Source organism: Micromonospora sp. NPDC005163 (assembly GCF_053599835.1).
Genome location: NZ_JBSFYP010000001.1, coordinates 234,515 through 256,018 on the forward strand (window position 1 = coordinate 234,515; position 21,504 = coordinate 256,018).

The 21,504-nt window shown below is 71.0% G+C and carries 20 protein-coding genes; 14 read left to right on the plus strand and 6 right to left on the minus strand.

Annotated elements, in window-relative coordinates; genetic code table 11:
- The first annotated feature begins 133 nt into the window (after positions 1-133).
- The 5 genes from ACWD6N_RS01100 (at position 134) to ACWD6N_RS01120 (ending at position 5,601) form a co-directional block, all read left to right on the plus strand.
- On the plus strand, positions 134-2,644 hold the full coding sequence (locus ACWD6N_RS01100; protein WP_354962755.1) for a bifunctional FO biosynthesis protein CofGH: 2,511 nt from the start codon (positions 134-136) through the stop codon (positions 2,642-2,644).
- A gap of 160 nt (positions 2,645-2,804) precedes the next feature.
- Entirely contained in the window at positions 2,805-3,083 is a 279-nt protein-coding gene (locus tag ACWD6N_RS01105; RefSeq protein WP_074316956.1) for a hypothetical protein, read from the plus strand.
- A 50-nt stretch (positions 3,084-3,133) separates the two neighbouring features.
- On the plus strand, positions 3,134-4,528 hold the full coding sequence (locus ACWD6N_RS01110; RefSeq protein WP_354962756.1) for a DUF4331 domain-containing protein: 1,395 nt from the start codon (positions 3,134-3,136) through the stop codon (positions 4,526-4,528).
- Positions 4,529-4,544: 16 nt separating this feature from the next.
- Positions 4,545-4,874, plus strand: coding sequence for a phospholipase (locus ACWD6N_RS01115; RefSeq protein ID WP_354962757.1), 330 nt, complete (start codon positions 4,545-4,547; stop codon positions 4,872-4,874).
- A 469-nt stretch (positions 4,875-5,343) separates the two neighbouring features.
- Positions 5,344-5,601 (plus strand): WhiB family transcriptional regulator, encoded by a 258-nt coding sequence (locus ACWD6N_RS01120; protein WP_007455784.1) that lies wholly within the window; start codon positions 5,344-5,346, stop codon positions 5,599-5,601.
- A 54-nt stretch (positions 5,602-5,655) separates the two neighbouring features.
- Here the strand turns inward: ACWD6N_RS01120 and ACWD6N_RS01125 are convergent, their stop codons facing one another.
- The gene (locus ACWD6N_RS01125; protein ID WP_252419275.1) at positions 5,656-6,105 is read right to left on the minus strand and encodes a metallopeptidase family protein; all 450 of its coding nucleotides are present in this window, start codon (positions 6,103-6,105) and stop codon (positions 5,656-5,658) included.
- 153 nt (positions 6,106-6,258) lie between these two features.
- On the opposite strand from ACWD6N_RS01125, the gene ACWD6N_RS01130 reads away from it, so the two are divergent.
- Positions 6,259-6,648, plus strand: coding sequence for a DUF3499 domain-containing protein (locus ACWD6N_RS01130; RefSeq protein WP_450004320.1), 390 nt, complete (start codon positions 6,259-6,261; stop codon positions 6,646-6,648).
- Positions 6,649-6,676: 28 nt separating this feature from the next.
- On the opposite strand, the gene ACWD6N_RS01135 is transcribed toward ACWD6N_RS01130, so the two are convergent.
- The 3 genes from ACWD6N_RS01135 to ACWD6N_RS01145 all read right to left on the minus strand — a co-directional run bounded on the left by ACWD6N_RS01135 (position 6,677) and on the right by ACWD6N_RS01145 (position 10,590).
- Positions 6,677-8,083, minus strand: a complete 1,407-nt coding sequence (locus ACWD6N_RS01135) for an NAD(P)/FAD-dependent oxidoreductase (protein ID WP_450004321.1) — start codon at positions 8,081-8,083, stop codon at positions 6,677-6,679.
- Positions 8,068-9,414: an aspartate aminotransferase family protein gene (locus ACWD6N_RS01140; RefSeq protein ID WP_354962760.1), complete on the minus strand. Its 1,347-nt coding sequence runs from the start codon at positions 9,412-9,414 to the stop codon at positions 8,068-8,070. Before ACWD6N_RS01140 ends, ACWD6N_RS01135 begins: the two co-directional genes overlap by 16 nt.
- 663 nt (positions 9,415-10,077) lie before the next feature.
- Entirely contained in the window at positions 10,078-10,590 is a 513-nt protein-coding gene (locus ACWD6N_RS01145) for an Lrp/AsnC family transcriptional regulator (protein ID WP_089017637.1), read from the minus strand.
- A 206-nt stretch (positions 10,591-10,796) separates the two neighbouring features.
- On the opposite strand from ACWD6N_RS01145, the gene ACWD6N_RS01150 reads away from it, so the two are divergent.
- The 8 genes from ACWD6N_RS01150 to ACWD6N_RS01185 all read left to right on the plus strand — a co-directional run bounded on the left by ACWD6N_RS01150 (position 10,797) and on the right by ACWD6N_RS01185 (position 19,475).
- Positions 10,797-11,981 carry a polyamine ABC transporter substrate-binding protein gene (locus ACWD6N_RS01150; protein WP_354962761.1) on the plus strand — a complete coding sequence of 395 codons (1,185 nt, stop codon included), beginning with the start codon at positions 10,797-10,799 and terminating at the stop codon, positions 11,979-11,981.
- A gap of 5 nt (positions 11,982-11,986) precedes the next feature.
- Positions 11,987-13,138: an ABC transporter ATP-binding protein gene (locus ACWD6N_RS01155; RefSeq protein ID WP_450004375.1), complete on the plus strand. Its 1,152-nt coding sequence runs from the start codon at positions 11,987-11,989 to the stop codon at positions 13,136-13,138.
- Positions 13,135-14,049: an ABC transporter permease gene (locus ACWD6N_RS01160; protein WP_354962762.1), complete on the plus strand. Its 915-nt coding sequence runs from the start codon at positions 13,135-13,137 to the stop codon at positions 14,047-14,049. Before ACWD6N_RS01155 ends, ACWD6N_RS01160 begins: the two co-directional genes overlap by 4 nt.
- Entirely contained in the window at positions 14,046-14,888 is an 843-nt protein-coding gene (locus tag ACWD6N_RS01165; RefSeq protein WP_450004322.1) for an ABC transporter permease, read from the plus strand. Before ACWD6N_RS01160 ends, ACWD6N_RS01165 begins: the two co-directional genes overlap by 4 nt.
- The gene (locus ACWD6N_RS01170; protein WP_450004323.1) at positions 14,885-16,306 is read left to right on the plus strand and encodes an NAD(P)/FAD-dependent oxidoreductase; all 1,422 of its coding nucleotides are present in this window, start codon (positions 14,885-14,887) and stop codon (positions 16,304-16,306) included. The genes ACWD6N_RS01165 and ACWD6N_RS01170 overlap by 4 nt, the downstream gene beginning before the upstream one ends.
- Complete coding sequence (locus ACWD6N_RS01175; protein WP_450004324.1) at positions 16,306-17,508, plus strand: saccharopine dehydrogenase family protein; 1,203 nt, start codon at positions 16,306-16,308, stop codon at positions 17,506-17,508. Before ACWD6N_RS01170 ends, ACWD6N_RS01175 begins: the two co-directional genes overlap by 1 nt.
- Entirely contained in the window at positions 17,505-18,518 is a 1,014-nt protein-coding gene (speB, locus tag ACWD6N_RS01180) for an agmatinase (protein WP_354962766.1), read from the plus strand. The genes ACWD6N_RS01175 and speB overlap by 4 nt, the downstream gene beginning before the upstream one ends.
- Positions 18,519-18,740: 222 nt before the next feature.
- Positions 18,741-19,475 carry a G5 domain-containing protein gene (locus ACWD6N_RS01185; RefSeq protein ID WP_354962947.1) on the plus strand — a complete coding sequence of 245 codons (735 nt, stop codon included), beginning with the start codon at positions 18,741-18,743 and terminating at the stop codon, positions 19,473-19,475.
- Positions 19,476-19,632: 157 nt separating this feature from the next.
- Here the strand turns inward: ACWD6N_RS01185 and ACWD6N_RS01190 are convergent, their stop codons facing one another.
- The gene (locus ACWD6N_RS01190; RefSeq protein ID WP_449935967.1) at positions 19,633-19,977 is read right to left on the minus strand and encodes a DUF779 domain-containing protein; all 345 of its coding nucleotides are present in this window, start codon (positions 19,975-19,977) and stop codon (positions 19,633-19,635) included.
- Positions 19,977-21,482: an aldehyde dehydrogenase gene (gene adh / locus ACWD6N_RS01195; protein WP_387323379.1), complete on the minus strand. Its 1,506-nt coding sequence runs from the start codon at positions 21,480-21,482 to the stop codon at positions 19,977-19,979. Before adh ends, ACWD6N_RS01190 begins: the two co-directional genes overlap by 1 nt.
- Positions 21,483-21,504: the final 22 nt, after the last annotated feature.

Consider the following 21,504-nt stretch of genomic DNA (forward strand, 5'->3'; position numbering starts at 1 on the left):
GTCCGTCGGCACGGCGTGTCGTGGCAATAACTCCATGATCAACGAGGGTGGTCCGGGGGTGGTCCGGGGGGAGCGGGCGCGGGTGTCGGTGGGGACCGGTGGGGTTGGTGGGGGCAGCGCATAGGCTGAGCGGATGGTTGATCGCACCCACTCCGGCCCGAGCGAGGCGAGCGTGCGGCGTGCCCTGGGTCGGGCCGCGACCGGGCGGGCGCTGGACGTCGACGAGGCGACCGCGCTGTTGTCCGCCCGCGGGGACGCGCTCGACGAGCTGCTTCGGGTGGCCGGTGGGATCCGCGACGCCGGGCTGCGTGAGGCTGGGCGGCCGGGCGTGGTCACGTACTCCAAGAAGGTCTTCATCCCGCTGACCCGGCTCTGCCGGGACCGCTGCCACTACTGCACGTTCGCCACGGTGCCGCACCGGCTGCCGGCGCCGTTCCTGGATCGCGACGAGGTGCTGGCCATCGCCCGGGCAGGTGCCGCGCAGGGCTGCAAGGAGGCCCTGTTCACCCTCGGCGACCGGCCGGAGGAGCGCTGGCCGGCGGCGCGGAGCTGGCTGGATGAGCGCGGATACGACTCCACTCTGGACTACCTGCGTGCCTGCGCGGTGGCGGTGCTGGAGGAGACCGGGCTGTTGCCCCACCTCAACCCCGGGGTGCTGTCCTGGTCGGAGCTGCAACGGCTCAAGCCGGTCGCACCGAGCATGGGCATGATGCTGGAGACCACGGCGACCCGGCTCTGGTCGGAGCCGGGCGGCCCGCATTTCGGCTCGCCCGACAAGGAACCGGCGGTCCGGCTGCGGGTGCTCGACGACGCGGGCCGGGTCGGGGTTCCGTTCACCACCGGCATCCTGATCGGCATCGGGGAGACCCCGGCCGAGCGGGTGGACGCGCTCTTCGCGATCCGTCGCGCGCACCGGGAGTACGGGCACCTCCAGGAGGTGATCGTGCAGAACTTCCGCGCCAAGCCGGACACCGCGATGCGCGGGATGCCCGACGCGGAGCTGCACGACCTGGCCACGACGGTGGCGGTGGCCCGGCTGCTGCTCGGGCCGAAGGCCCGCATCCAGGCTCCGCCGAACCTGATCGCCGGCGAGTACGACCTGCTGCTGCGGGCCGGCATCGACGACTGGGGCGGTGTCTCCCCGCTCACCCCGGACCACGTCAACCCGGAACGCCCCTGGCCGCAGATCGAGGAGTTGGCCCGGCACACCGAGCTGGCCGGGTTCACCCTGCGCGAGCGGCTGACCATCTACCCCGAGTACGTGCGCGCCGGCGACCCGTGGCTCGACCCGCGGCTGCTGCCGCACGTGGGCGCGCTGGCCGACCCGGGCTCCGGGCTGGCGGTCGAGTCGGCCCGCCCGCATGGTCGCCCCTGGCAGGAGCCGGAGGAGGTGTTCGGCGGCCGGACCGACCTGCACACGACCATCGACACCACCGGTCGTACGGAGGACCGGCGTGGCGACTTCGACAGCGTCTACGGCGACTGGGCGGAGGTGGCCACGAAGGTGACGGCCGGGCCGACCGCCCTGGCCGGCGACCACGACCTGCGGGCCGGGCTGCGGCTCGCCGCCGACGACCCGGCCGCGCTGCTGGAGCCGGGGCACACCGATGCGGCGCTGGCGCTGTTCGGGGCGGACGGGCCGGCGCTCGACGAGTTGTGCCGGCTCGCCGACGACGTGCGTCGCAGCGCGGTCGGCGACGACGTCACCTACGTGGTCAATCGCAACATCAACTTCAGCAACGTCTGCTACGTCGGCTGCCGGTTCTGTGCCTTCGCCCAGCGCGAGCGGGACGCCGACGCGTACCGTCTCTCCGTCGATCAGGTCGCCGACCGGGCCGAGCAGGCGTGGGCGGCCGGCGCCAGCGAGGTCTGCCTTCAGGGCGGCATCGACCCGAAGATGCCCGTCACCGGGTACGCCGACATCCTGCGTGCGATCAAGGCTCGGGTGCCGGGGATGCACGTGCACGCGTTCTCCCCGATGGAGATCGTCACCGCCGCGGCGAAGGCGGGCGTGTCGGTGCGCGAGTGGTTGACCCAGTTGCGCGAGGCCGGGCTGGACACCATCCCGGGTACCGCCGCGGAGATCCTCGACGACGACGTGCGCTGGGTGTTGACCAAGGGCAAACTCCCGGCGGCCGCCTGGGTCGAGGTGGTCAGCACCGCCCACGAGCTGGGCATCCGGTCCAGCTCCACGATGATGTACGGCCACGTCGACCATCCCGGGCAGTGGCTGGCGCACTTCCGGGTGCTGGCGGGCGTGCAGGACCGCACCGGTGGGTTCACCGAGTTCGTCGCGCTGCCGTTCGTGCACACCAACGCCCCGATCTACCTGGCCGGCATCGCCCGGCCCGGGCCGACCTGGCGCGAGAACCGGGTGGTGCACGCGATGTCCCGGCTGCTGTTGCACGGCCGGATCGACAACATCCAGTGCTCCTGGGTGAAGCTGGGCGACGAGGGCACGGTGGCGATGCTGCAGGGCGGCTGCAATGACCTGGGCGGCACGCTGATGGAGGAGACGATCTCCCGGATGGCCGGCTCCGACAACGGGTCGGCGCGTACCGAGGAGCAGTTGCGGGCGATCGCCACGGCGGCCGGTCGGCCGGCCCGCAAGCGCACGACCGCGTACGGTCACGTCCGGCCCTGAGTTCGAACCTTTTCCCGCCACCGGCCGTACCAAGCGGTGCCGGTGGCGGTCGCGGCGAGGATCGCCGCCGGCGTCCCCCAGGGCCCGGCGGCGTCGGTAGGCGGCACCGGACCCGTCCGTCCCCGCGGGCGCGTTCGCGCCACCGCCGGAAAGGTTGCCCATGACCAGTGATCAGCGGAAGCGGCCCTGGCCGCGACTGACCCGCCGGCAGACGTTGACCGCCGCGGCCAGCGCCACCCTCGGCGCCGCCGCGCTCACCGTGCCGGGCCTGTCGGCCGCGCAGAACGCTCCGGGCGCGGCCGGGCGGGCCGACGACCCGATCGTCGTGCACCTGCGGGACGCCGCCTCCGGAACGATGGACGTCTTCGTCGGTGACTCCCGGATCGAGGTACGCGACCGCGGCCTGGCGGATCGGCTGCGGCGCGCCGCCCGGCGCTGACCCGACGTTCCGCTCGCCATCCTGTCCCCGCCCAGTGAGGTTGGTCCGCCATGTCTTCCCACCGCGAGGCCCCGGAGATAGCCAAGGATCCGGTCGCCGACAGCTCCGACCTGTACGCGTTCGTCAGCCCCGACAAGCCCGACTCGGTCACGCTGATCGCCAACTACGTGCCGTTGCAGCTCCCCTCCGGGGGCCCGAACTTCTTCGAGTTCGGCGACGACGTGCGATACGAGATCCATATCGACAACGACGGCGACGGCAGTCCGGATGTCACTTACCGGTTCGAATTCACGACCGAGATCACCAATCCGAACAGCTTTCTCTACAACACCGGCCCGATCGATTCGCTGGACAGCGAGAACTGGAACCGGCGGCAGTTCTACAGCCTGACCCGGATCGCCGACGGCCGGGAACACCGGCTGGCGCACAAGCTGCCCTGCCCGCCGTGCAACGTCGGCCCGCTGTCCACCCCGAAGTACGCGGAGCTGGTGCGGCAGGCCACCTACTCGCTCTCCACCGGGGAGCGGGTCTTCGCCGGGCAGCGCGCGGACGGCTTCTTCGTCGACCTGGGTGCGATCTTCGACCTCGGTACGCTACGGCCGTTCCAGCAGCTGCACGTGGCCGGCAAGAAGGTCTTCAAGGCCGAGGGGGAGCCGGTCAACGCCACCGACCGGATGAACGTGCACAGCATCGCCGTGCAGGTGCCGCTGAGCCGGGTGCGCCGTCGCGCCAACCGGTACAGCGCGGCCGACCGGGCGTCGGTGATCGGCGTGTGGACGTCGGCGTCGCGCCGGCAGGTCCGGGTGCTGGGCGACCGGGCGGCCGCGGACACCGCCGCCGGCCCGTTCACCCAGGTCTCCAGGCTGGGCAACCCGTTGTTCAACGAGGTCATCGTGCCGATGTCCAAGAAGGACCTGTGGAACTCCCTTCCGCCGTCAGAGGACAAGCGGTTCCTGCGGTTCGTCGAGCAGCCGGAGCTGGCCGCGCTGTTGCCGGCGCTCTACCCGGACGTCTTTCCCAACCTGGACAAGCTCAGCAAGGCGAAGAAGCCCCGGGCGGATCTGGTGGCGATCCTGCTCACCGGCGTGCCGGCCGGGCTGATCGACGGCTTCACCAACGCCACCGGCGACGTGCAGGCCGACATGCTGCGGCTGAACACCGCGATTCCGCCCACCCGGCGACCGGACCGCTTCGGCGTGCTCGGCGGTGACCTGGCCGGCTTCCCGAACGGCCGGCGGGTCGCCGACGACGTGGTCAGCATCGCGCTGCGGGCGATCGCCGGGCTGACCGTCCCGCTGGTGGACAAGACGTTCCGCCCGGACGCGGCGACCGCCGCTCTCACCCCCGGGCTGAGCGCCGCCGACGTGACCGCACCGTTCCTCGGAAACTTCCCCTACCTGGGTACGCCGTACGACGGGTTCAACAACCCGCCGGCGTCGTCCTGACCGCGGGGAGCGGCGGATGCACGAGCACGCGTACGGGCCGTCGGAGACCGGGAGCGTCGTCCTCGATCTGGGCGGCGAGACCGGCGCCCTGATCATTCACACCGGCCGGGATCTGCACGGCCGGGAAATCGAGATCAGTCGGGCCGAGGACCGGCGGACCCACTCGGCGGTGCGGGAGCGCCGGGTGCGGGACGGCTCGTTCCACAGTGCGGTCTACCCCGATCTCCCGGCCGGCATCTATACCGTCTGGTGGGACGAGAGTACGCCCGTAGGGACAGTAACCGTCCATGGTGGAGTGATTGCCGAGTTCGTGTGGCCGAGCAGCGCATTCGGGGTCACCGGCTGACCAAATCGGCTCCCTCTTTCCGTCGCGCCCCGTCCACAATGTGGACTGGGCGCGTGCGGTGTCTGTTGCTCGACGGGCGGTCTGGGCCGCGCCGCGTTAACCTGTCTCCCACCAAGATCAGCTTTGTTGGGAGGGGTCACCCTGTGCTCCAGGCGTCGTCGCGGGAGCGGCCTGCCGAGGGGGCGCCACGGCAGAAAAGTCGTGCAACTCGCCGGAGAGGGCGTTACTCAGCCGGGGTCTGAATCGATAGGGCAGGTTGCGAGGCTGGACGGCCCGAGTGGCCGGCCGGAGGTGTCGGGAGGGCGACTCCATTATCAAGTTTGGCTTGACGGCGCACGCATTACACGCGTGTAATTTGAATGGGGTTGTTCGCACGGAACGCAACAAAACGGGACCGGACGGACAAGCACGCCTTTCGCGTGGGGGGTTGCAGCGGCGATGACGCCGGTGCGCGACAAGGAGGCATTTGATGGACGGCCAGCTTGAGGTGGCCGACCTGCTCGGAAACGCGCCGGAGTGGCAGGAGCGGGCGCTGTGCTCGCAGACCGACCCCGAGGCGTTCTTTCCCGAGAAGGGCGGCTCGACCCGCGAGGCGAAGCGAATCTGCTCGCGCTGCGAGGTCAAGACCGAATGCCTCGAATACGCTCTCGGTCACGACGAGCGGTTCGGCATCTGGGGTGGGCTCTCAGAGCGGGAACGGCGCAAGTTGAAGCGGCGGGCCGCCTGAGCGGTGCGGAGTCGGGGCGGTGGGGGCCGCCCGGCTCGCCCGCGCGGGGACGGCTCAGGCCAGCTCGTCGGGGTCGACCCCGAGCAGGTTCGCCACCTGTTCGATGATCACGTCATGCACCAGGTCGGCGAGGTCCTCGCGGTCCATCGCCCGGAACTCCAGAGGTCGCCGGTACAGCACGATCCGTGGCGGGACCTCCTGTCGGCCTGGACGGCCCGGCAGGAGCCGGGCCAGCGGGACCTCGCCGTCCTCCAGCACATCGGAGTCGTAGACGTTCAGATCCGGCGGGACGTCCTCGACCGCGAACTCGACACCGGCCAACTCCTTGGCGAACCGGCGCTCCAGCGTCTCGACGGTGTCCAGGACCAGGTCGTCGAAGACCTCCGCCTTGGTCCGCGCCAGCGGCACGGTCGCCGGTACCAACCGCCCACGCAGCCCGCGCCCGTGCCGGTCACGGTGGCCGCGCCGGCCGGAACCGGGGCGGCGGTGTTCCGGGCTCGTCATGAGGGAAAGGGTAGCCCCCGCGTCGGGCTGGCCAGCGGCAGCGCCGCTCCCGTGGCGCGGCGTGAGCCGGGCGGGTGGATTGTGATCACCACGACGGGCGTGTCGCAACGCGAAGCGATGCGCCGGACCCGGTAATGGAGATACCCTGCCGCCGTGAGGTCACCACGGCGCTGCTCCCGTAACGGCTGCCCCCGGCAAGCGGTCGCCACATTGACCTATGTCTACAACGAGTCGACAGCGGTGGTGGGTCCGCTGGCGGCCTTCGCCGAGCCGCACACGTACGACCTGTGTGAGCCGCACGCCCGCAGCCTGACCGCGCCGCGAGGCTGGGACGTGGTCCGGCACGAGGGCGAGTTCGAGCCGCCGCCGCCCACCACGGACGACCTGGTTGCGCTCGCCGAGGCGGTCCGCGAGGCCGCCCGCCCGGCCCCGAGGCCCCCCGAGGACCCGCGCGACCGGTCCCACCCCGACCGGTCCCACCCCGACCAGTCCCACTCCACCGGCCGCCGAGGCCACCTCCGCGTAATCCCCCCCAACCACTAACCCCCACCCCTGCCCGGGGCGGGTGGGGTTAGTTGCCTAGGAGGCGGGAGAGGGCTTTTGCCTGGCGGGAGGGGCGGTTGGTGCGGAGTTCCGTTGCGTCCGCCCTGGTCATCACGCGTAGGGCGGTGTTGACGGCCAGCCAGCGGATGGGCTCGGGCTCCCAGCGGGGGGAGCGACGATTGACCCAGGGCAGGGCGGTCCGCTCGGTGCGTTCGCCGCGGATCAGGTCCGCCAGGGTGCGGCCGGCGAGGTTGCTGGAGCCCACCCCGTCCCCGACGTAGCCACCCGCCCAGGCCAGCCCGCTGGCCCGGTCGAAGCCGACCGAGGCCGCCCAGTCCCGGGCCACCCCGAGCGGGCCACCCCACGTGTGCGTCACCGGCACGTCCGGGCCGAGCACCGGGAAGAGTTCCCCGAGCGTCCGCCGCAGCGCCGCGAAGACCCGCGGCTCCCGGTCGTAGCCGGGGGAGACCCGCGACCCGAAATGGTACGGAGCGCCACGCCCGCCGAAGGCCAGCCGGCCGTCCGCGGTGCGCTGGCCGTAGATGATCACGTGCCGGTGGTCGGAGAACGTCTCGCGCTGGGCGAGCCCGATCCGCGCCCAGGTCTCCGCTGGCAGCGGCTCGGTGGCCACCATCAGCGAGTACACCGGTGCCACGGCCCGTCGCTGACCGGGCAGCGTGGGCGTGTACCCCTCGGTCGCCCGGACCACCACCGGCGCCCGTACCGTCCCGGCCGCGGTGACCGCCGCACCGGCCCGGATCGCGGCGACCGGCGTCCGCTCGTGGATGGTGACCCCGAGCCGTTCCACCACCCGGGCCAGGCCACGGACCAGCTTCGCCGGGTGCACGGCGGCACAGTGCGGGGTGTACGTCCCACCGCGTACCCCCTCGGCGGCGCAGCGGGCGGCGGCCTCGCCGGCATCGAGCAGCGCCAGGTGCTCCGGGCCGAAGCCGAACGCGCGGGCCTCGTCCACGGCGGCCCGGGCCCGTGCGAGCTGGGGGCCGGTGCGGGCCAGGGTGACCGTCCCGCCGTCCGCCCAGTCGCAGTCGATGCCCTCCGCCGCGACCACCCGGCCCACCTCGCGCACCGTCTCGTGCAGGGCCCGCTGCATGGCGATTGCCGCGTCCCGGCCGTGCCGGCGGGCCAGGCCGGTCAGCGAGGTGGGGAAGAGCGCCGAGCACCAGCCGCCGTTGCGGCCGGACGCGCCGTACCCGGCGATCTCCTTCTCCAGCACGATGATCCGCAGCGCCGGCTCGGCCCGGGCCAGGTGGTACGCCGTCCACAGCCCGGTGTAGCCGGCGCCCACGATCACTACGTCGGCGTCCGCGTCGCCGGGCAGCGCCGGTCGCGGGGTCAGCGGCTCGTCCAGGGTGGACAGCCAGTGCGACAGCTCCCGGTAGTGCCCGGCGGGGTCGCCGCTCAGAGTCGTGCCCATGCCTCGGTGAGCACCGTACGCAGGATCTGCTCGATCTCGTCGAAGTGCTGCTGCTCGGCGATCAGCGGCGGGGCGAGCTGCACGACGGGGTCGCCACGGTCGTCGGCGCGGCAGTAGAGCCCGGCCTGGAACAGGGCCGTAGAGAGGAAGCCACGCAGCAACCGCTCCGACTCGGCCTCGTCGAAGGTCTCCCGGGTCGTCTTGTCCTTGACCAGCTCGATCCCGTAGAAGTAGCCGTCCCCGCGGACGTCACCGACAATCGGCAGGTCGTTGAGCTTCTCCAGAGTGAACCGGAACGCGTCCTCGTTGGCCCGTACGTGCCCGATGAGGTCCTCGCGGGCGAAGACCTCCAGGTTGGCCAGGGCGACCGCGCAGGAGACCGGGTGGCCACCGAAGGTCACCCCGTGGGCGAACATGCCGGTCTCGGTGAGGAACGGCTCCATCAGCCGTTCGCTGGCGATCATCGCGCCGAGCGGGGCGTACCCGGAGGTGATGCCCTTCGCGGTGGTGATGATGTCCGGCTGGTAGCCGTAGCGCACGGCGCCAAAGTATTCGCCGAGCCGCCCCCACGAGCAGATCACCTCGTCGGAGACGAGCAGCACGTCGTACGCGTCGCAGATCTCCCGGACCCGCTCGAAGTAGCCGGGAGGGGGTGGGAAGCAGCCGCCGGAGTTCTGCACCGGCTCCAGGAAGACCGCGGCGACCGTGTCCGGCCCCTCCCGCTCGATCGCCCGGCCGATCTCGTCGGCGGCCCAGCGGCCGAACGCCTCGGGGTCGTCGCCGTGCTCCGGCGCCCGGTAGAAGTTGGTGTTCGGCACCTTGATCGCTCCGGGCACCAGCGGCTCGAAGTCGCTCTTGATGCCCGGCAACCCGGTGATCGACAGCGCGCCCATGGAGGTGCCGTGGTAGGCGATGTAACGGCTGATCACCTTGTACTTGTTGGGCTGGCCGGTGCGCTTGAAGTAGGCCCGGGCCAGCTTCCACGCCGCCTCGACGGCCTCGGAGCCGCCGGTGGTGAAGAAGACCCGGTTCAGGTCGCCGGGGGTGAGCGAGGCGATCCGCTCGGCCAGCTCGACGGCCTTGGGGTGGGCGTACGACCAGAGCGGGAAGTAGGCCAGCTCGCCGGCCTGCTTGGCGGCCGCCTCGGCCAGTTCAGTGCGGCCATGGCCGGCGTTGACGACGAAGAGCCCGGCGAGCCCGTCCAGGTAGCGGCGGCCCTGCGCGTCCCACACGTACGCGCCCTCGCCGCGCACGATGGTCGGCACCTCGCCGGCGGAGTAGCTCGCCATCCGGGTGAAGTGCATCCAGAGGTGGTCGGTGGCGTTGGCCATGTCAGCCCCATCGGTCGTCGGGCCGGTCAAAGGGGTGAGGCCGGCCGCTCTGCCCACGGTTATCGCACAGTACGAGGCGGCGACGCAAGTGTGATCGGTTGTACTCGGGCCTGTCGGCGACGAATTCAGCGAGGATGAGCCTCGGCGGCGACGGAATCCGCATGGCGGCTGGGCCCTGTTCGTCGCCGCCCGGCGACGGCCTGGTGACCCTGGTTCGCGGTCCTTTGCTCTGCTTCAACGGACGCAACGCCGCACGTCCGGTATTCGGACACCGGGTGTTGCGCCGGGTGAAGCAGAGCAAAGAGCGCCACACAATGCCCCGGTCGCGCCGGTCGCGCCGGTCGCGCCGGCCCGGTCGCCCCGGCCCGGTCGGCCCCGCCGGTCCGCCGCCCCGCCGCCCCGCTGGCCCGCCGGCCCGCCGGCCCGCCGGCCACGATCCACTCCATATCGCCGATGTCGGGGTGTCGGGGCGGGGTTGATGCCGCGATATCAAGGATGTCGAGTGGATCAAGCGAGTGGAGCAGCCGGGACGGGGGCGGGGCGTCTCTGGGGCAGTTCGCCAGGCGGCCCGCTGATCCACTCGGGATCACGGAAGTCGCGGTGTCCGGGCGGCCCGGACACCCCGACTTCCTGGAAGTCGAGTGGATCACGAGGCCGTGAGCGTCAGGCGGTGCCCCAGGTGTAGGTCTGCTTGCGCAACTTGAGGTAGACGAACGCCTCGGTGGATAGCACCCCGGGCACCGCGCGCAGTCGCTGCAGGATCTCCAGCAGGTGGTCGTCGTTGCGGCAGACCACCTCGGTGAGCAGGTCGAACGACCCGGCTGTGATGACCACGTAGTCGACCTCCTCCAACTCGGCCAGCCGGTCGGCCACTGCCTCCAGGTCGCCGTCGGTACGCAGGCCGATCATCGCCTGGCGGGGGAAGCCGAGCTGGAGCGGATCGGTCACCGCGACGATCTGCATCACGCCGGAGTCGAGCAGCCGCTGCACCCGCTGGCGAACCGCCGCCTCGGAGAGCCCGACCGCCTTGCCGATGGTGGCGTACGGTCGCCGGCCGTCCTCCTGGAGCTGTTCGATGATCCGCTTGGCCACATCATCCAGCAGAGCGTGATTGGCACCTTCACGGACAGCGACGCGTCGACCGCCGTTGCCGTTCTCGTGCTGCCGGTTCGTCATCGTGCGCTCCCCATGTACCGAATCGTGATGTCGCGCGTGTGTCCTCGCGCAGTCTGGCGTATTTCGTCGTGCATCGCTAACCCCGCAACGGAATCCCTTGTAAGGAAGGTCACCTCATGTCAGGATCAGTCGTCCATGGCACCTGACCCTCCCGCCGGCGCGCCACCCCCGTCCCGCCCGCCGACGATGACCCTTTAGGAGTCGTCATGCGTACTCCCCTCCGGCCCTTCACCCGGCGTGGACTGCTCACCGGCACTCTCGGTTCGGCCGCGCTCCTCGCCACGGGCGGCAGCCTCGCCGGCTGCGGCACCAAGGGCGCGCAACAGACCGAGGCCGGCTGCGTCAGCGAAGACCTTTCCGGCACCGAGAAGAAGCTTGCCTTCTCCAACTGGCCGCAGTACATGGACGTGGACGAGAAGGACGAGTCCAAGCGACCCAGCCTCGACGGGTTCATCACCAAGACCGGCATCCAGGTCACGTACACCGAGGACATCAACGACAACAACGAGTTCTTCGGCAAGGTGCAGAACCAGCTCGCGGCCTGCCAGAGCACGGACCGGGACCTCATCGTGCTGACTGACTGGATGGCGGCCCGGATGATCCGGCTCGGCTGGATCCAGAAGCTCGACCCGGCGAAGATTCCCAACGTCCAGGCCAACCTGCTCCCGTCGCTGCTCAACCGCTCCTTCGACACCGAGAACCGGATCTCCATCCCGTGGCAGTCGGGCCTCGCCGGTCTGGCGTACAACGGCGACGTCACCAAGGAGCTGCGCACCGTCGACGAGCTGCTCACCCGTCCCGACCTCAAGGGCAAGGTGACCGCGCTCAGCGAGATGCGCGACACGATGGGCCTGCTGCTCGGATCCAACGGGCACGACCCGGCCAACTTCACCACCGCCCAGTTCGACGACGCGCTCAACAAGCTCAAGAAGGCCGTCGACTCGGGACAGATCCGCAAGTTCACCGGCAACGACTACGCACCCGACCTGGCCAAGGGTGACATCGCCGCGTGCATCGGCTGGTCCGGGGACGTCATCCAGCTCTCCAGCGAGAACGCCAAGGTGCAGTTCGTCGCGCCTGACTCCGGCGTGATGCTGTTCAGCGACAACATGATGGTCCCCAACAAGGCCACTCACAAGGGCAACGCCGAGGCGCTGATCAACTACTACTACGAGCCGGCCGTCGCCGCGACGCTCGCCGCGTACGTCAACTACATCTGCCCGGTCAAGGGCGCCCAGGCCGAGATGGAGAAGATCGACCCCGAGCTGGCCGCCAACCCGCTGATCTTCCCCGACGAGGCGCTGCTGTCGAAGTCCAAGGTGTTCATGGCCCTGGACGAGAAGCAGGAGAAGGAGTACGAGGGCAAGTACCAGCAGGTCATCGGGGCGTGACGGAGATGGCGCGCGAGACACCTGCCGGCGACCTGCGCTTGGCCAACCTCACCAAGCGGTTCGGGATCTTCACGGCGGTCGACGACCTCAGCCTGACCATCCCGCAGGGCTCGTTCTTCGCCCTGCTCGGCGCGTCCGGCTGCGGCAAGACCACCACGCTGCGGATGATCGCCGGTCTGGAGGAGCCGACCAGCGGTCAGGTGCTGCTCGGCGACCGCGACGTCGCCCGGCTGCGGCCGTACAAGCGACCGGTCAACACCGTGTTCCAGAGCTACGCGCTCTTCCCGCACCTGAACATCTTCGAGAACGTGGCCTTCGGGCTGCGTCGGCGCGGCATCCGCTCGGTCGACGACGAGGTCCTGCGGATGCTGTCGCTGGTGCAGCTCGACGACTATGGCAACCGCCGCCCGGCCCAGCTCTCCGGCGGCCAGCAGCAGCGGGTCGCGCTGGCCCGCGCGCTCATCAACCGGCCGCAGGTGCTGCTGCTCGACGAGCCGCTGGGCGCTCTCGACCTCAAGCTGCGCCGGCAGATGCAGATCGAGCTGAAGCGGATCCAGACCGAGGTGGGCATCACGTTCGTACACGTCACGCACGACCAGGAGGAGGCCATGACCATGGCCGACACCGTCGCGGTGATGAACGCCGGCCGGATCGAGCAGCTCGGCGCCCCGGCCGATATCTACGAGTTCCCGGCCACCGCGTTCGTGGCGAACTTCCTCGGCCAGTCCAACCTGCTCGCCGGCGAGGCCGCCGGCACCGCGGGCGGCGAGGTGGCGGTGAGGGCGCACGGCGCGCGCTTCTCGGTGCCCGCCGGCCGGTCCCGGGCCGACCGTGGTCCGATCCACCTGGGGGTACGCCCGGAGAAGCTGCATCTGGTCGGCTCCGCCGACCAGGTGCCCGCGGGCCACCAGCACGTCACCGGGGTGGTCAGCGACGCCTCCTACGTGGGGGTCAGCACGCAGTACCTGCTGCGCACCGGCTGGGGCACCGAGCTGTCGGTGTTCACGGCCAACAGCGGGGCGGCGGCTCAGGTGCCGGTCGGCAGCGAGGCCGTGGCGTACTGGGATCCACGGCACGCGTTCCTGCTGCCCCGGGACGCCGCCGACAGCGACCGGACCTCCCCGGTGGTCGACGAGCCGGTGGGTGCGCCGTCGTGAGCGTCCTGGCCCAGGTGCCCACGGGATCGGGGCAGCCGCCGCCCACGCCGCCGGCCGCCCGGTCGGGGAGGCACCGCCTGCTGCCGTACCTGTTGCTGCTGCCCGGCGCGGCCTGGCTGCTGGTGTTCTTCGGCGTGCCGCTGGTGCAGCTCGCCGCGGCCAGCCTCTACGACCCCAGCGGCTCGCTCTCCACCGGGTACGCGTTGACCTGGGCGTTCGGCAACTACCCGGACGTGTTGCAGGCGTACTGGCCGCAGTTCCTGCGCTCGTTCGGCTACGCCGGCGTGGCCCTGGTGCTGGCGCTGGTGCTGGGTTACCCGCTTGCGTACGCCATCGCGCAGAAGGCCGGCCGGTGGAAGAACCTGCTGCTGGTCTGCGTGGTCGCGCCGATGTTCACCAGCTTCCTGGTCCGCACGCTGGCCTGGAAGACCATCCTGTCGGACAACGGCGCACTGGTCGGCCTGCTGCGCGACGTGCACCTGCTCGCCCCGGACGGTCGGTTGCTGGCCACCCCGTTCGCGGTGGTGCTCGGCCTGACGTACAACTTCCTGCCGTTCCTGGTGCTGCCGCTGTACGCGAGCCTGGAGCGGCTCGACCACCGACTGCTGGAGGCGGCCAGTGACCTGTACGCCAGCGGATTGCAGGCGTTCCGCCGGGTGACCCTGCCGCTGTCCATGCCGGGTCTGGTCGCCGGCACGCTGCTGTTCTTCATCCCGGCCAGCGGTGACTACATCAACGCCGAGCTGCTCGGCACCCCGAACGAGTACATGATCGGCAACGTCATCGACTCGGCGTTCCTGGTCCGGCTGGACTACCCGCAGGGCGCCGCGCTGTCGTTCCTGCTGATGGCGGCGATCCTCGCGGTGGTCTTCGGCTACCTGCGCAGGGCCGGCACGGAGGAGGTGCTGTGAGGCTGTCGCGTTGGCTGGCAGACCGCTGGGTGATGATCGTGGCGCTGCTGGTGCTCGGCTACCTGGCGTTGCCGATCCTGGTGGTGGCCGGGCTGTCGTTCAACCGCCCGTCGAGCCGGCTGTCGTACGACTTCAACGAGTTCACCCTGGACAACTGGCGCCAGCCGTGCGCCACGTCGGACATGTGCGACGCGGTGGTCCGCAGCGTGCAGATCGGCTTCATCGCCACCGTGGTCGCCACCGTGCTCGGCACCCTGATGGCGTTCGCGCTGGTCCGGCACCGCTTCCGTGGTCGTTCCGGCATCAACGTGCTGATCTTCCTGCCGATGGCCACCCCGGAGCTGGTGATGGGCACCTCGCTGCTGGCCCTCTTCGTCTCCGCCGGGGTGCCGCAGGGCTTCTGGACCATCGTCATCGCGCACGTGATGTTCTGCGTCTCGTTCGTGGTGGTCACCGTCAAGGCGCGTCTCGCGGGGATGGACCGGCGGCTGGAGGAGGCCGCCATGGACCTGTACGCCAGCGAGTGGCAGACCTTCCAGCGGATCACCCTGCCGCTGGTGCTGCCCGGCATCGTGGCCGCCGCGCTGCTGGCCTTCTCGCTCAGCTTCGACGACTTCATCATCACGAACTTCAACGCCGGCACCACCGTCACGTTCCCGATGTACGTCTGGGGCGCTGCCCAGCGGGGCATCCCGCCGCAGGTCAACGTCATCGGCACCGCGATGTTCGCGATCGCGCTGCTGCTGGTCGGGCTCAGCTCGCTGCGCGGTCGGCGATCCCGCCGCGCCAACCTGCTGGCCAGCACGGGGCAGGGCCGTCCGGCGCACCGGCCGTCATGACCGTCCCGCACACCGGCCGGGCGCTCGCCGACGCGGCCCCGGTGCCGTACTGGCTCGACCGTCCAGACCGCCCCGACCCGCTGCCGCCGCTCGCCGGCCCGCAGCACGCCGACCTGCTGGTGATCGGCGGCGGATACAGCGGGCTCTGGGCCGCCGTGCTGGCCAAGCAGGCCGAGCCGGACCGCGACGTGCTGCTCGTCGACGCGGGCACCTGCGGCTGGGCCGCGTCCGGGCGCAACGGCGGGTTCTGCGCCGCCTCGCTCACCCACGGCCTGGCCAACGGCGTCGACCGGTTTCCCGACGAGGTCGGCGAGTTGGACCGTCTCGGCCGGGAGAACCTGGACGCCATCGCCGCCACCATCGCCGAATTCGGCATCGACTGCGACTTCGAACGCACGGGCGAGCTGGCCGTCGCCGTCGAGCCGTACCAGCTGGCCGGGCTCGCCGCTGACGCGGAGCTGGCCCGCCGGTACGGCCATCAGGTGCGGCTGCTGGACCGCGACGAGGTTCGCGCCGAGGTGAACTCGCCGACGTACCTCGGCGGGATGGTCGACGCCGACCGGGTGGCCATGCTGGACCCGGCGAAGCTGGCGTGGGGGCTGCGCCGTGCCTGCCTCGACCTCGGCGTGCGGGTGCACGAGCACACGCGGGTGACCGGGCTGCGCGCCGACGGCGCGGCGCTGTACGCCCGGACGGCCGGCGGGCCGGACGCCGCGCCCGGGTCGGTACGGGCCCGGCGGGTGGTGCTGGCCACCAACGCCTTCCCGCCGCTGTTGCGCCGGCTGCGGGCGTACCTGGTGCCGGTGTACGACCACGTGCTGATGACCGAGCCGCTCACCCCGACGCAGCGGGACGCGATCGGCTGGCGCAACCGGCAGGGACTGGCCGACACCGGCAACCAGTTCCACTACTACCGGATCACCTCCGACGGGCGGATCCTCTTCGGCGGGTACGACGCCGTCTACCACTACGGCAACCGGGTCGCGCCGGAGCTGGAGCAGCGTCCCGCCACCTTCACCACCCTCGCCCAGCACTTCTTCACCACCTTCCCCCAGCTCGCCGACGTGCGCTTCAGCCACCGCTGGGGCGGCGTCATCGACACCTGCACCCGGTTCTGCCCGTTCTTCGGCACCGCGTACGGCGGTCGCCTGGCCTACGCGGCCGGCTACACCGGTCTCGGCGTGGGCGCCACCCGCTTCGGTGCCCGCGTGCTGCTCGACCTGCTGGCCGGCGGGAACACCCCGCTGACCGGGCTCGACCTGGTCCGCAGCAAGCCGCTGCCGTTCCCGCCGGAACCCGTCCGCTCCATCGGCATCAATCTCACCCGCTGGTCACTGGCCCGCGCCGACGCGCGCGAGGGCCGGCGCGACCTCTGGCTCCGTACTCTCGATCGTCTCGGTTTGGGGTTTGATTCCTGATGCGTGTCCTGCTCGTCGGCGCCGGTGGCGTCGGCTCCGCCGCCGTAGCCATCGCCGCCCGACGGTCCTTCTTCGAGACCATGGTGGTCGCCGACCACGACCCGGGCCGCGCCGAGCGTGCCGTCGCCGGGCACGGTGACCGGTTCGTCGCCGCCCAGGTGGACGCGTCCTCGGCCGACGGGGTCGCCGCGCTCTGCCGGGAGCACCGGATCACTCACGTGCTCAACGCCGTCGACCCGCGCTTCGTCATGCCGATCTTCGACGGTGCGTTCGCGGCTGGCGCGGACTACCTGGACATGGCGATGTCGCTGTCGCGGCCGCATCCGTCCCGCCCGTACGTCGAGACCGGGGTGCTGCTCGGCGACGCGCAGTTCGCGCTGGCCGACGACTGGTCCGCGGCCGGCCGGCTGGCGCTGTGCGGCATCGGTGTCGAACCCGGCCTGTCCGACGTCTTCGCCCGGTACGCCGCCGACGAGCTGTTCAGCGAGATCGACGAGATCGGCGTCCGGGACGGGGCGAACCTCACCGTGGACGGCTACGACTTCGCGCCGTCGTTCTCCATCTGGACCACCATCGAGGAGTGCCTCAACCCGCCGGTGGTCTGGGAGCGGGACCGGGGCTGGTACACCACCGAACCGTTCTCCGAGCCGGAGGTCTTTCACTTCCCGGAGGGGATCGGGCCGGTCGAGTGCGTCAACGTCGAGCACGAGGAGGTGCTGCTCATCCCGCGCTGGGTCAAGGCCCGCCGGGTCACCTTCAAGTACGGCCTCGGCGACGAGTTCATCGAGGTGCTCAGGACGCTGCACAAGCTCGGCCTCGACTCGACCGCGCCGGTCAGCGTGCGCGGCGTCCAGGTGTCGCCGCGGGACGTGGTGGCCGCCTGCCTGCCCGACCCGGCCACCCTCGGCGAGCGGATGCGTGGCAAGACGTGCGCCGGCACCTGGGTGCGCGGCCTCGGTCCGGACGGGCAGCCCCGGGAGGTCTACCTCTACCACGTGGTCGACAACGAGTGGTCCATGCTGGAGTACGGCCACCAGGCGGTGGTCTGGCAGACCGCGGTCAACCCGGTGGTGGCGTTGGAACTGCTCGCCACCGGCGCCTGGTCCGGCGTCGGGGTGCTCGGCCCGGAGGCGCTGCCCCCGGTGCCGTTCCTCGACCTGCTGAACGCCTACGGCTCGCCGTGGGGGATGGAGGAGCGATGAGCCGTTACGGGGCCATGTACGGGCCGGACATCACCTTCCTCGGCGTGGACCGGTGCACGCTCGACGACCCGGCGTCGTACGCCGACGCCGACGTCGTGATCGTCGGGGCGCCCTTCGACGGCGGCACCTCGCACCGGCCCGGCACCCGGTTCGGACCGTCGGCGATCCGGCAGGCGTGCTACCTCGCCCACGACGGCTCCCGCCCGTCCCTCGCGCTGCGCGTCGACGCGCTGCGCGACCTGCGCGTGTACGACGCCGGCGACGTCGAGATGTTCTCCGGTGACATCGAGCGCTCGCTGGCCGCCCTGGAAGCCGCCGTCCACGCCGTGTCGTCCGCCGACGCCATCCCGGTGGTGCTCGGCGGGGACCACTCCATCGCGCTGCCCGACGCCACCGGTGTGGCCCGGCAGCACGGGCACGGCCGGGTGTCGCTCGTGCACTTCGACGCGCACGCCGACACCGGTGAGATCGAGTTCGGCTCGCTGCACGGGCACGGCCAGCCGATGCGTCGGCTCATCGAGTCCGGCGCGGTACGCGGCGACCGGTTCCTCCAGATCGGGCTGCGCGGCTACTGGCCCGGGCCGGACGTCCTGTCCTGGATGGCGGAGCAGCGGATGCGGTCGTACGAGATGACCGAGCTGGTCGCGCGCGGGCTCGACACGTGCCTCACCGAGGCGTTCGCGATCGCGGTCGACGAGTGCGAGGGTGTGTTCCTCTCCGTCGACGTGGACGTGGTGGACCCCGGCATGGCGCCGGGCACCGGCACCCCGGAGCCGGGCGGCCTGACCTCCCGGCAACTGCTCGACGCGGTTCGCCGGGTCTGCTATGAGCTGCCCGTCGTCGGGGTGGACGTGGTCGAGGTCGCCCCGCCGTACGACCACGCCGACATCACCGCGTACCTGGGCAATCGCGTGGTCCTGGAGGCACTGTCGGCGATCGCCCGCCGCCGCCGCGACGCGGCCGGAGGTCCACCGTGGAATCCGCGACAGCCCCTCCTGGACGCCCGCTGACAAAGGGTGATTCGCGAAGTTGATGCCCGAGTGGGGCCACACGATCGGCCCTGCCCGATCCGGCCGAGCGGATGTCCGGCATGTCGTCCGGTCGCCGGCCAGGAACGGTCGGGGGGCGGGGCTTCGCCCCTCGATCAGCGGCGAGGGAGCGAACGGCGCAGGTGACGAGCGCTACGGTGGATATTGCATGCCGTGTTTGCGACGACACTCATCGCCGTGACGATGTATCCACCGCCCGCGCCCCGACCGCCCGCCGCCCCGAACTGGTTCCGCCGGGCCAGCCCGGGCCGCCGCCTCGCCGTGATCCTCGGCTCGGTGGCTTTGTCGCTGCTTCTGCTCTGCTGCGCCGGTACCGCCATCGTCGGCGCGCTGGTCGGCGAGCCGGAGCCCTCCCGGACCGGCACCGCGGCCGAGCAACCGCAGCAGCCCATCGTGGCGGCGCCCGCCGAGCCGACCGAGGAGGCCCCCGCGCAGGAGGTGCCGCCGGTCGCCGAACCCTCCACCGCGCCCGCCTCGCCGAGCCAGTCCAGCGCCGCGCCCGCACCCGTGGTGCAGGTGACCACCGTGACGGAGCGAGCCACCATCCGGTACGGCCAACGGACCGTCAAGGACTCGTCCCTCGCCGAGGGCAAGCGGGTCGTGCGGACCAAGGGCGTCAACGGTGTGAAGACCCTGACCTACGAGGTGACCACCACCGACGGCGTGCGGACGGCCAAGAAGCTGGTCAAGTCCGTCGTGACGAAGCAACCGGTGACCCAGGTCGTCGCCGTCGGCACCAAGAAGCCGCAGCAGGCGAAGTGCGACCCGAACTACGGCGGCTGCGTCCCGATCGCCAGCGACGTCGACTGCCTACCGGGCAGCGGCAACGGCCCCGCCTACGTCACAGGCCCCGTCAAGGTCATCGGCGACGACATCTACGACCTGGACCGCGACAACGACGGCTACGGCTGCGACTGATCCTGCGGCGGGCTTAACGGTCACACAGCGTCATCCCACGCGGGGTAGGACTGGGTTTCGAGCGTCATACCTCTGAGTCATATCTATACCTCAGAGGTATAACGCTCTCCAGTGCGGGCGGCTCCGCCACCCACGCCCCACCGCGCCGGAGCCGATGTCACGCGGCGAGGCGCGAGCGGATCAGGAAGCGGACGCCGTCCGGGGCCTCCAGGGAGAAGCCGCTGCCTCGACCGGGGACCACGTCCACGGTCAGCCTCGTGTGCTTCCACAGGTCCCACTGGGCGGTCGACATCCAGAACTCGACCGGCTCCGGCACCCCGTCCACAGCTAGCGAGGCGAGCAGGACGTCGGACGAGCCGGTGCGGAACTCGCCCGCCGGGTAGCACATCGGGGCGCTGCCGTCGCAGCAGCCGCCGGACTGGTGGAACATCAGCGGCCCGTGCCGCCCCCGCAGCGACCGGATCAACTCGGCCGCCGCGGGGGTGACGGAGACGACGGACATCAGAAGAAGCCGAGCTTCTGCGTCGAGTAGCTGACCAGCAGGTTCTTGGTCTGCTGGTAGTGCTCCAGCATCATCTTGTGGTTCTCCCGGCCGATGCCGGACTGCTTGTACCCGCCGAACGCGGCGTGCGCCGGGTACGCGTGGTAGCAGTTGGTCCACACCCGGCCCGCCTGGATGGCCCGCCCGGCCCGGTACGCGGTGTTCATGTCCCGGGTCCAGACGCCCGCGCCCAGCCCGTACAGGGTGTCGTTGGCGGTCTTGACGGCGTCGTCGAGGTCGGCGAACGAGGTCACCGAGACCACCGGTCCGAAGATCTCCTCCTGGAAGACCCGCATCGAGTTGTCGCCCTCGAAGATCGTCGGCTGGACGTAGTACCCGCCGGACAACTCGCCGCCCAGGTCCGCGCGGGACCCGCCGGTGAGCACCTTGGCGCCCTCCTGCCGGCCGATGTCCAGGTAGGACAGGATCTTCTCCAGCTGGTCGTTGGAGGCTTGCGCCCCGATCATCGTGTCGGTGTCCAGCGGGTGCCCCTGCACGATCTGCTCGGTGCGGGAGACCGCCGCGGCGAGGAAGTCGCTGTAGTGGCCCTGCTGGATCAGCGCCCGCGACGGGCAGGTGCAGACCTCGCCCTGGTTGAGGGCGAACATCGTGAAGCCTTCGAGCGCCTTGTCCAGGAAAGCATCAGAAGCAGCGCTGACGTCGTCGAAGAAGATGTTCGGGCTCTTGCCGCCCAGCTCCAGGGTGACGGGTTTGATGTTCTCGCTGGCGTACTGCATGATCAGCCGCCCGGTGGTGGTCTCACCGGTGAACGCCACCTTTGCCACCCGCGCCGAAGACGCCAGCGGCTTGCCGGCCTCCACGCCGAAGCCGTTGACGATGTTGAGCACGCCGGGCGGCAGCAGGTCCGCCACCAGCGACAGCCAGTAGTGGATCGATGCCGGGGTCTGCTCGGCCGGCTTGAGCACCACGGCGTTGCCGGCGGCCAGCGCGGGCGCCAGCTTCCAGGTGGCCATCAGGATCGGGAAGTTCCACGGGATGATCTGCCCGACCACGCCGAGCGGCTCGTGGAAGTGGTACGCGACGGTGTCGTCGTCGAGTTCGCCGAGCGAGCCCTCCTGCGCCCGGATCGCCCCGGCAAAGTAGCGGAAGTGGTCGATGGCGAGCGGGATGTCGGCGGCCAGCGTCTCGCGGACCGGCTTGCCGTTCTCCCAGCTCTCGGCGATGGCCAGCGACTCCAGGTTCTCCTGCATCCGGTCGGCGATGCGATTGAGGATCAGGGCCCGCTCGGCCACCGAGGTGCGCCCCCAGGCGTCGGCGGCGCCGTGGGCGGCGTCCAGGGCCTTCTCGATGTCCGGTGCGGTGCCCCGGGCCACCTCGGTGAAGGTCTGCCCGGTGACCGGGGTCGGGTTCTCGAAGTAGCCGCCACCGTGCGGCTTGACGTACTCGCCGCCGATGAAGTGGTCGTAACGGGACTGCCAGTGGGTGGGCGCGTCGTAGCGCGTCATGGTTACCTCCGCCGTCGTTGTG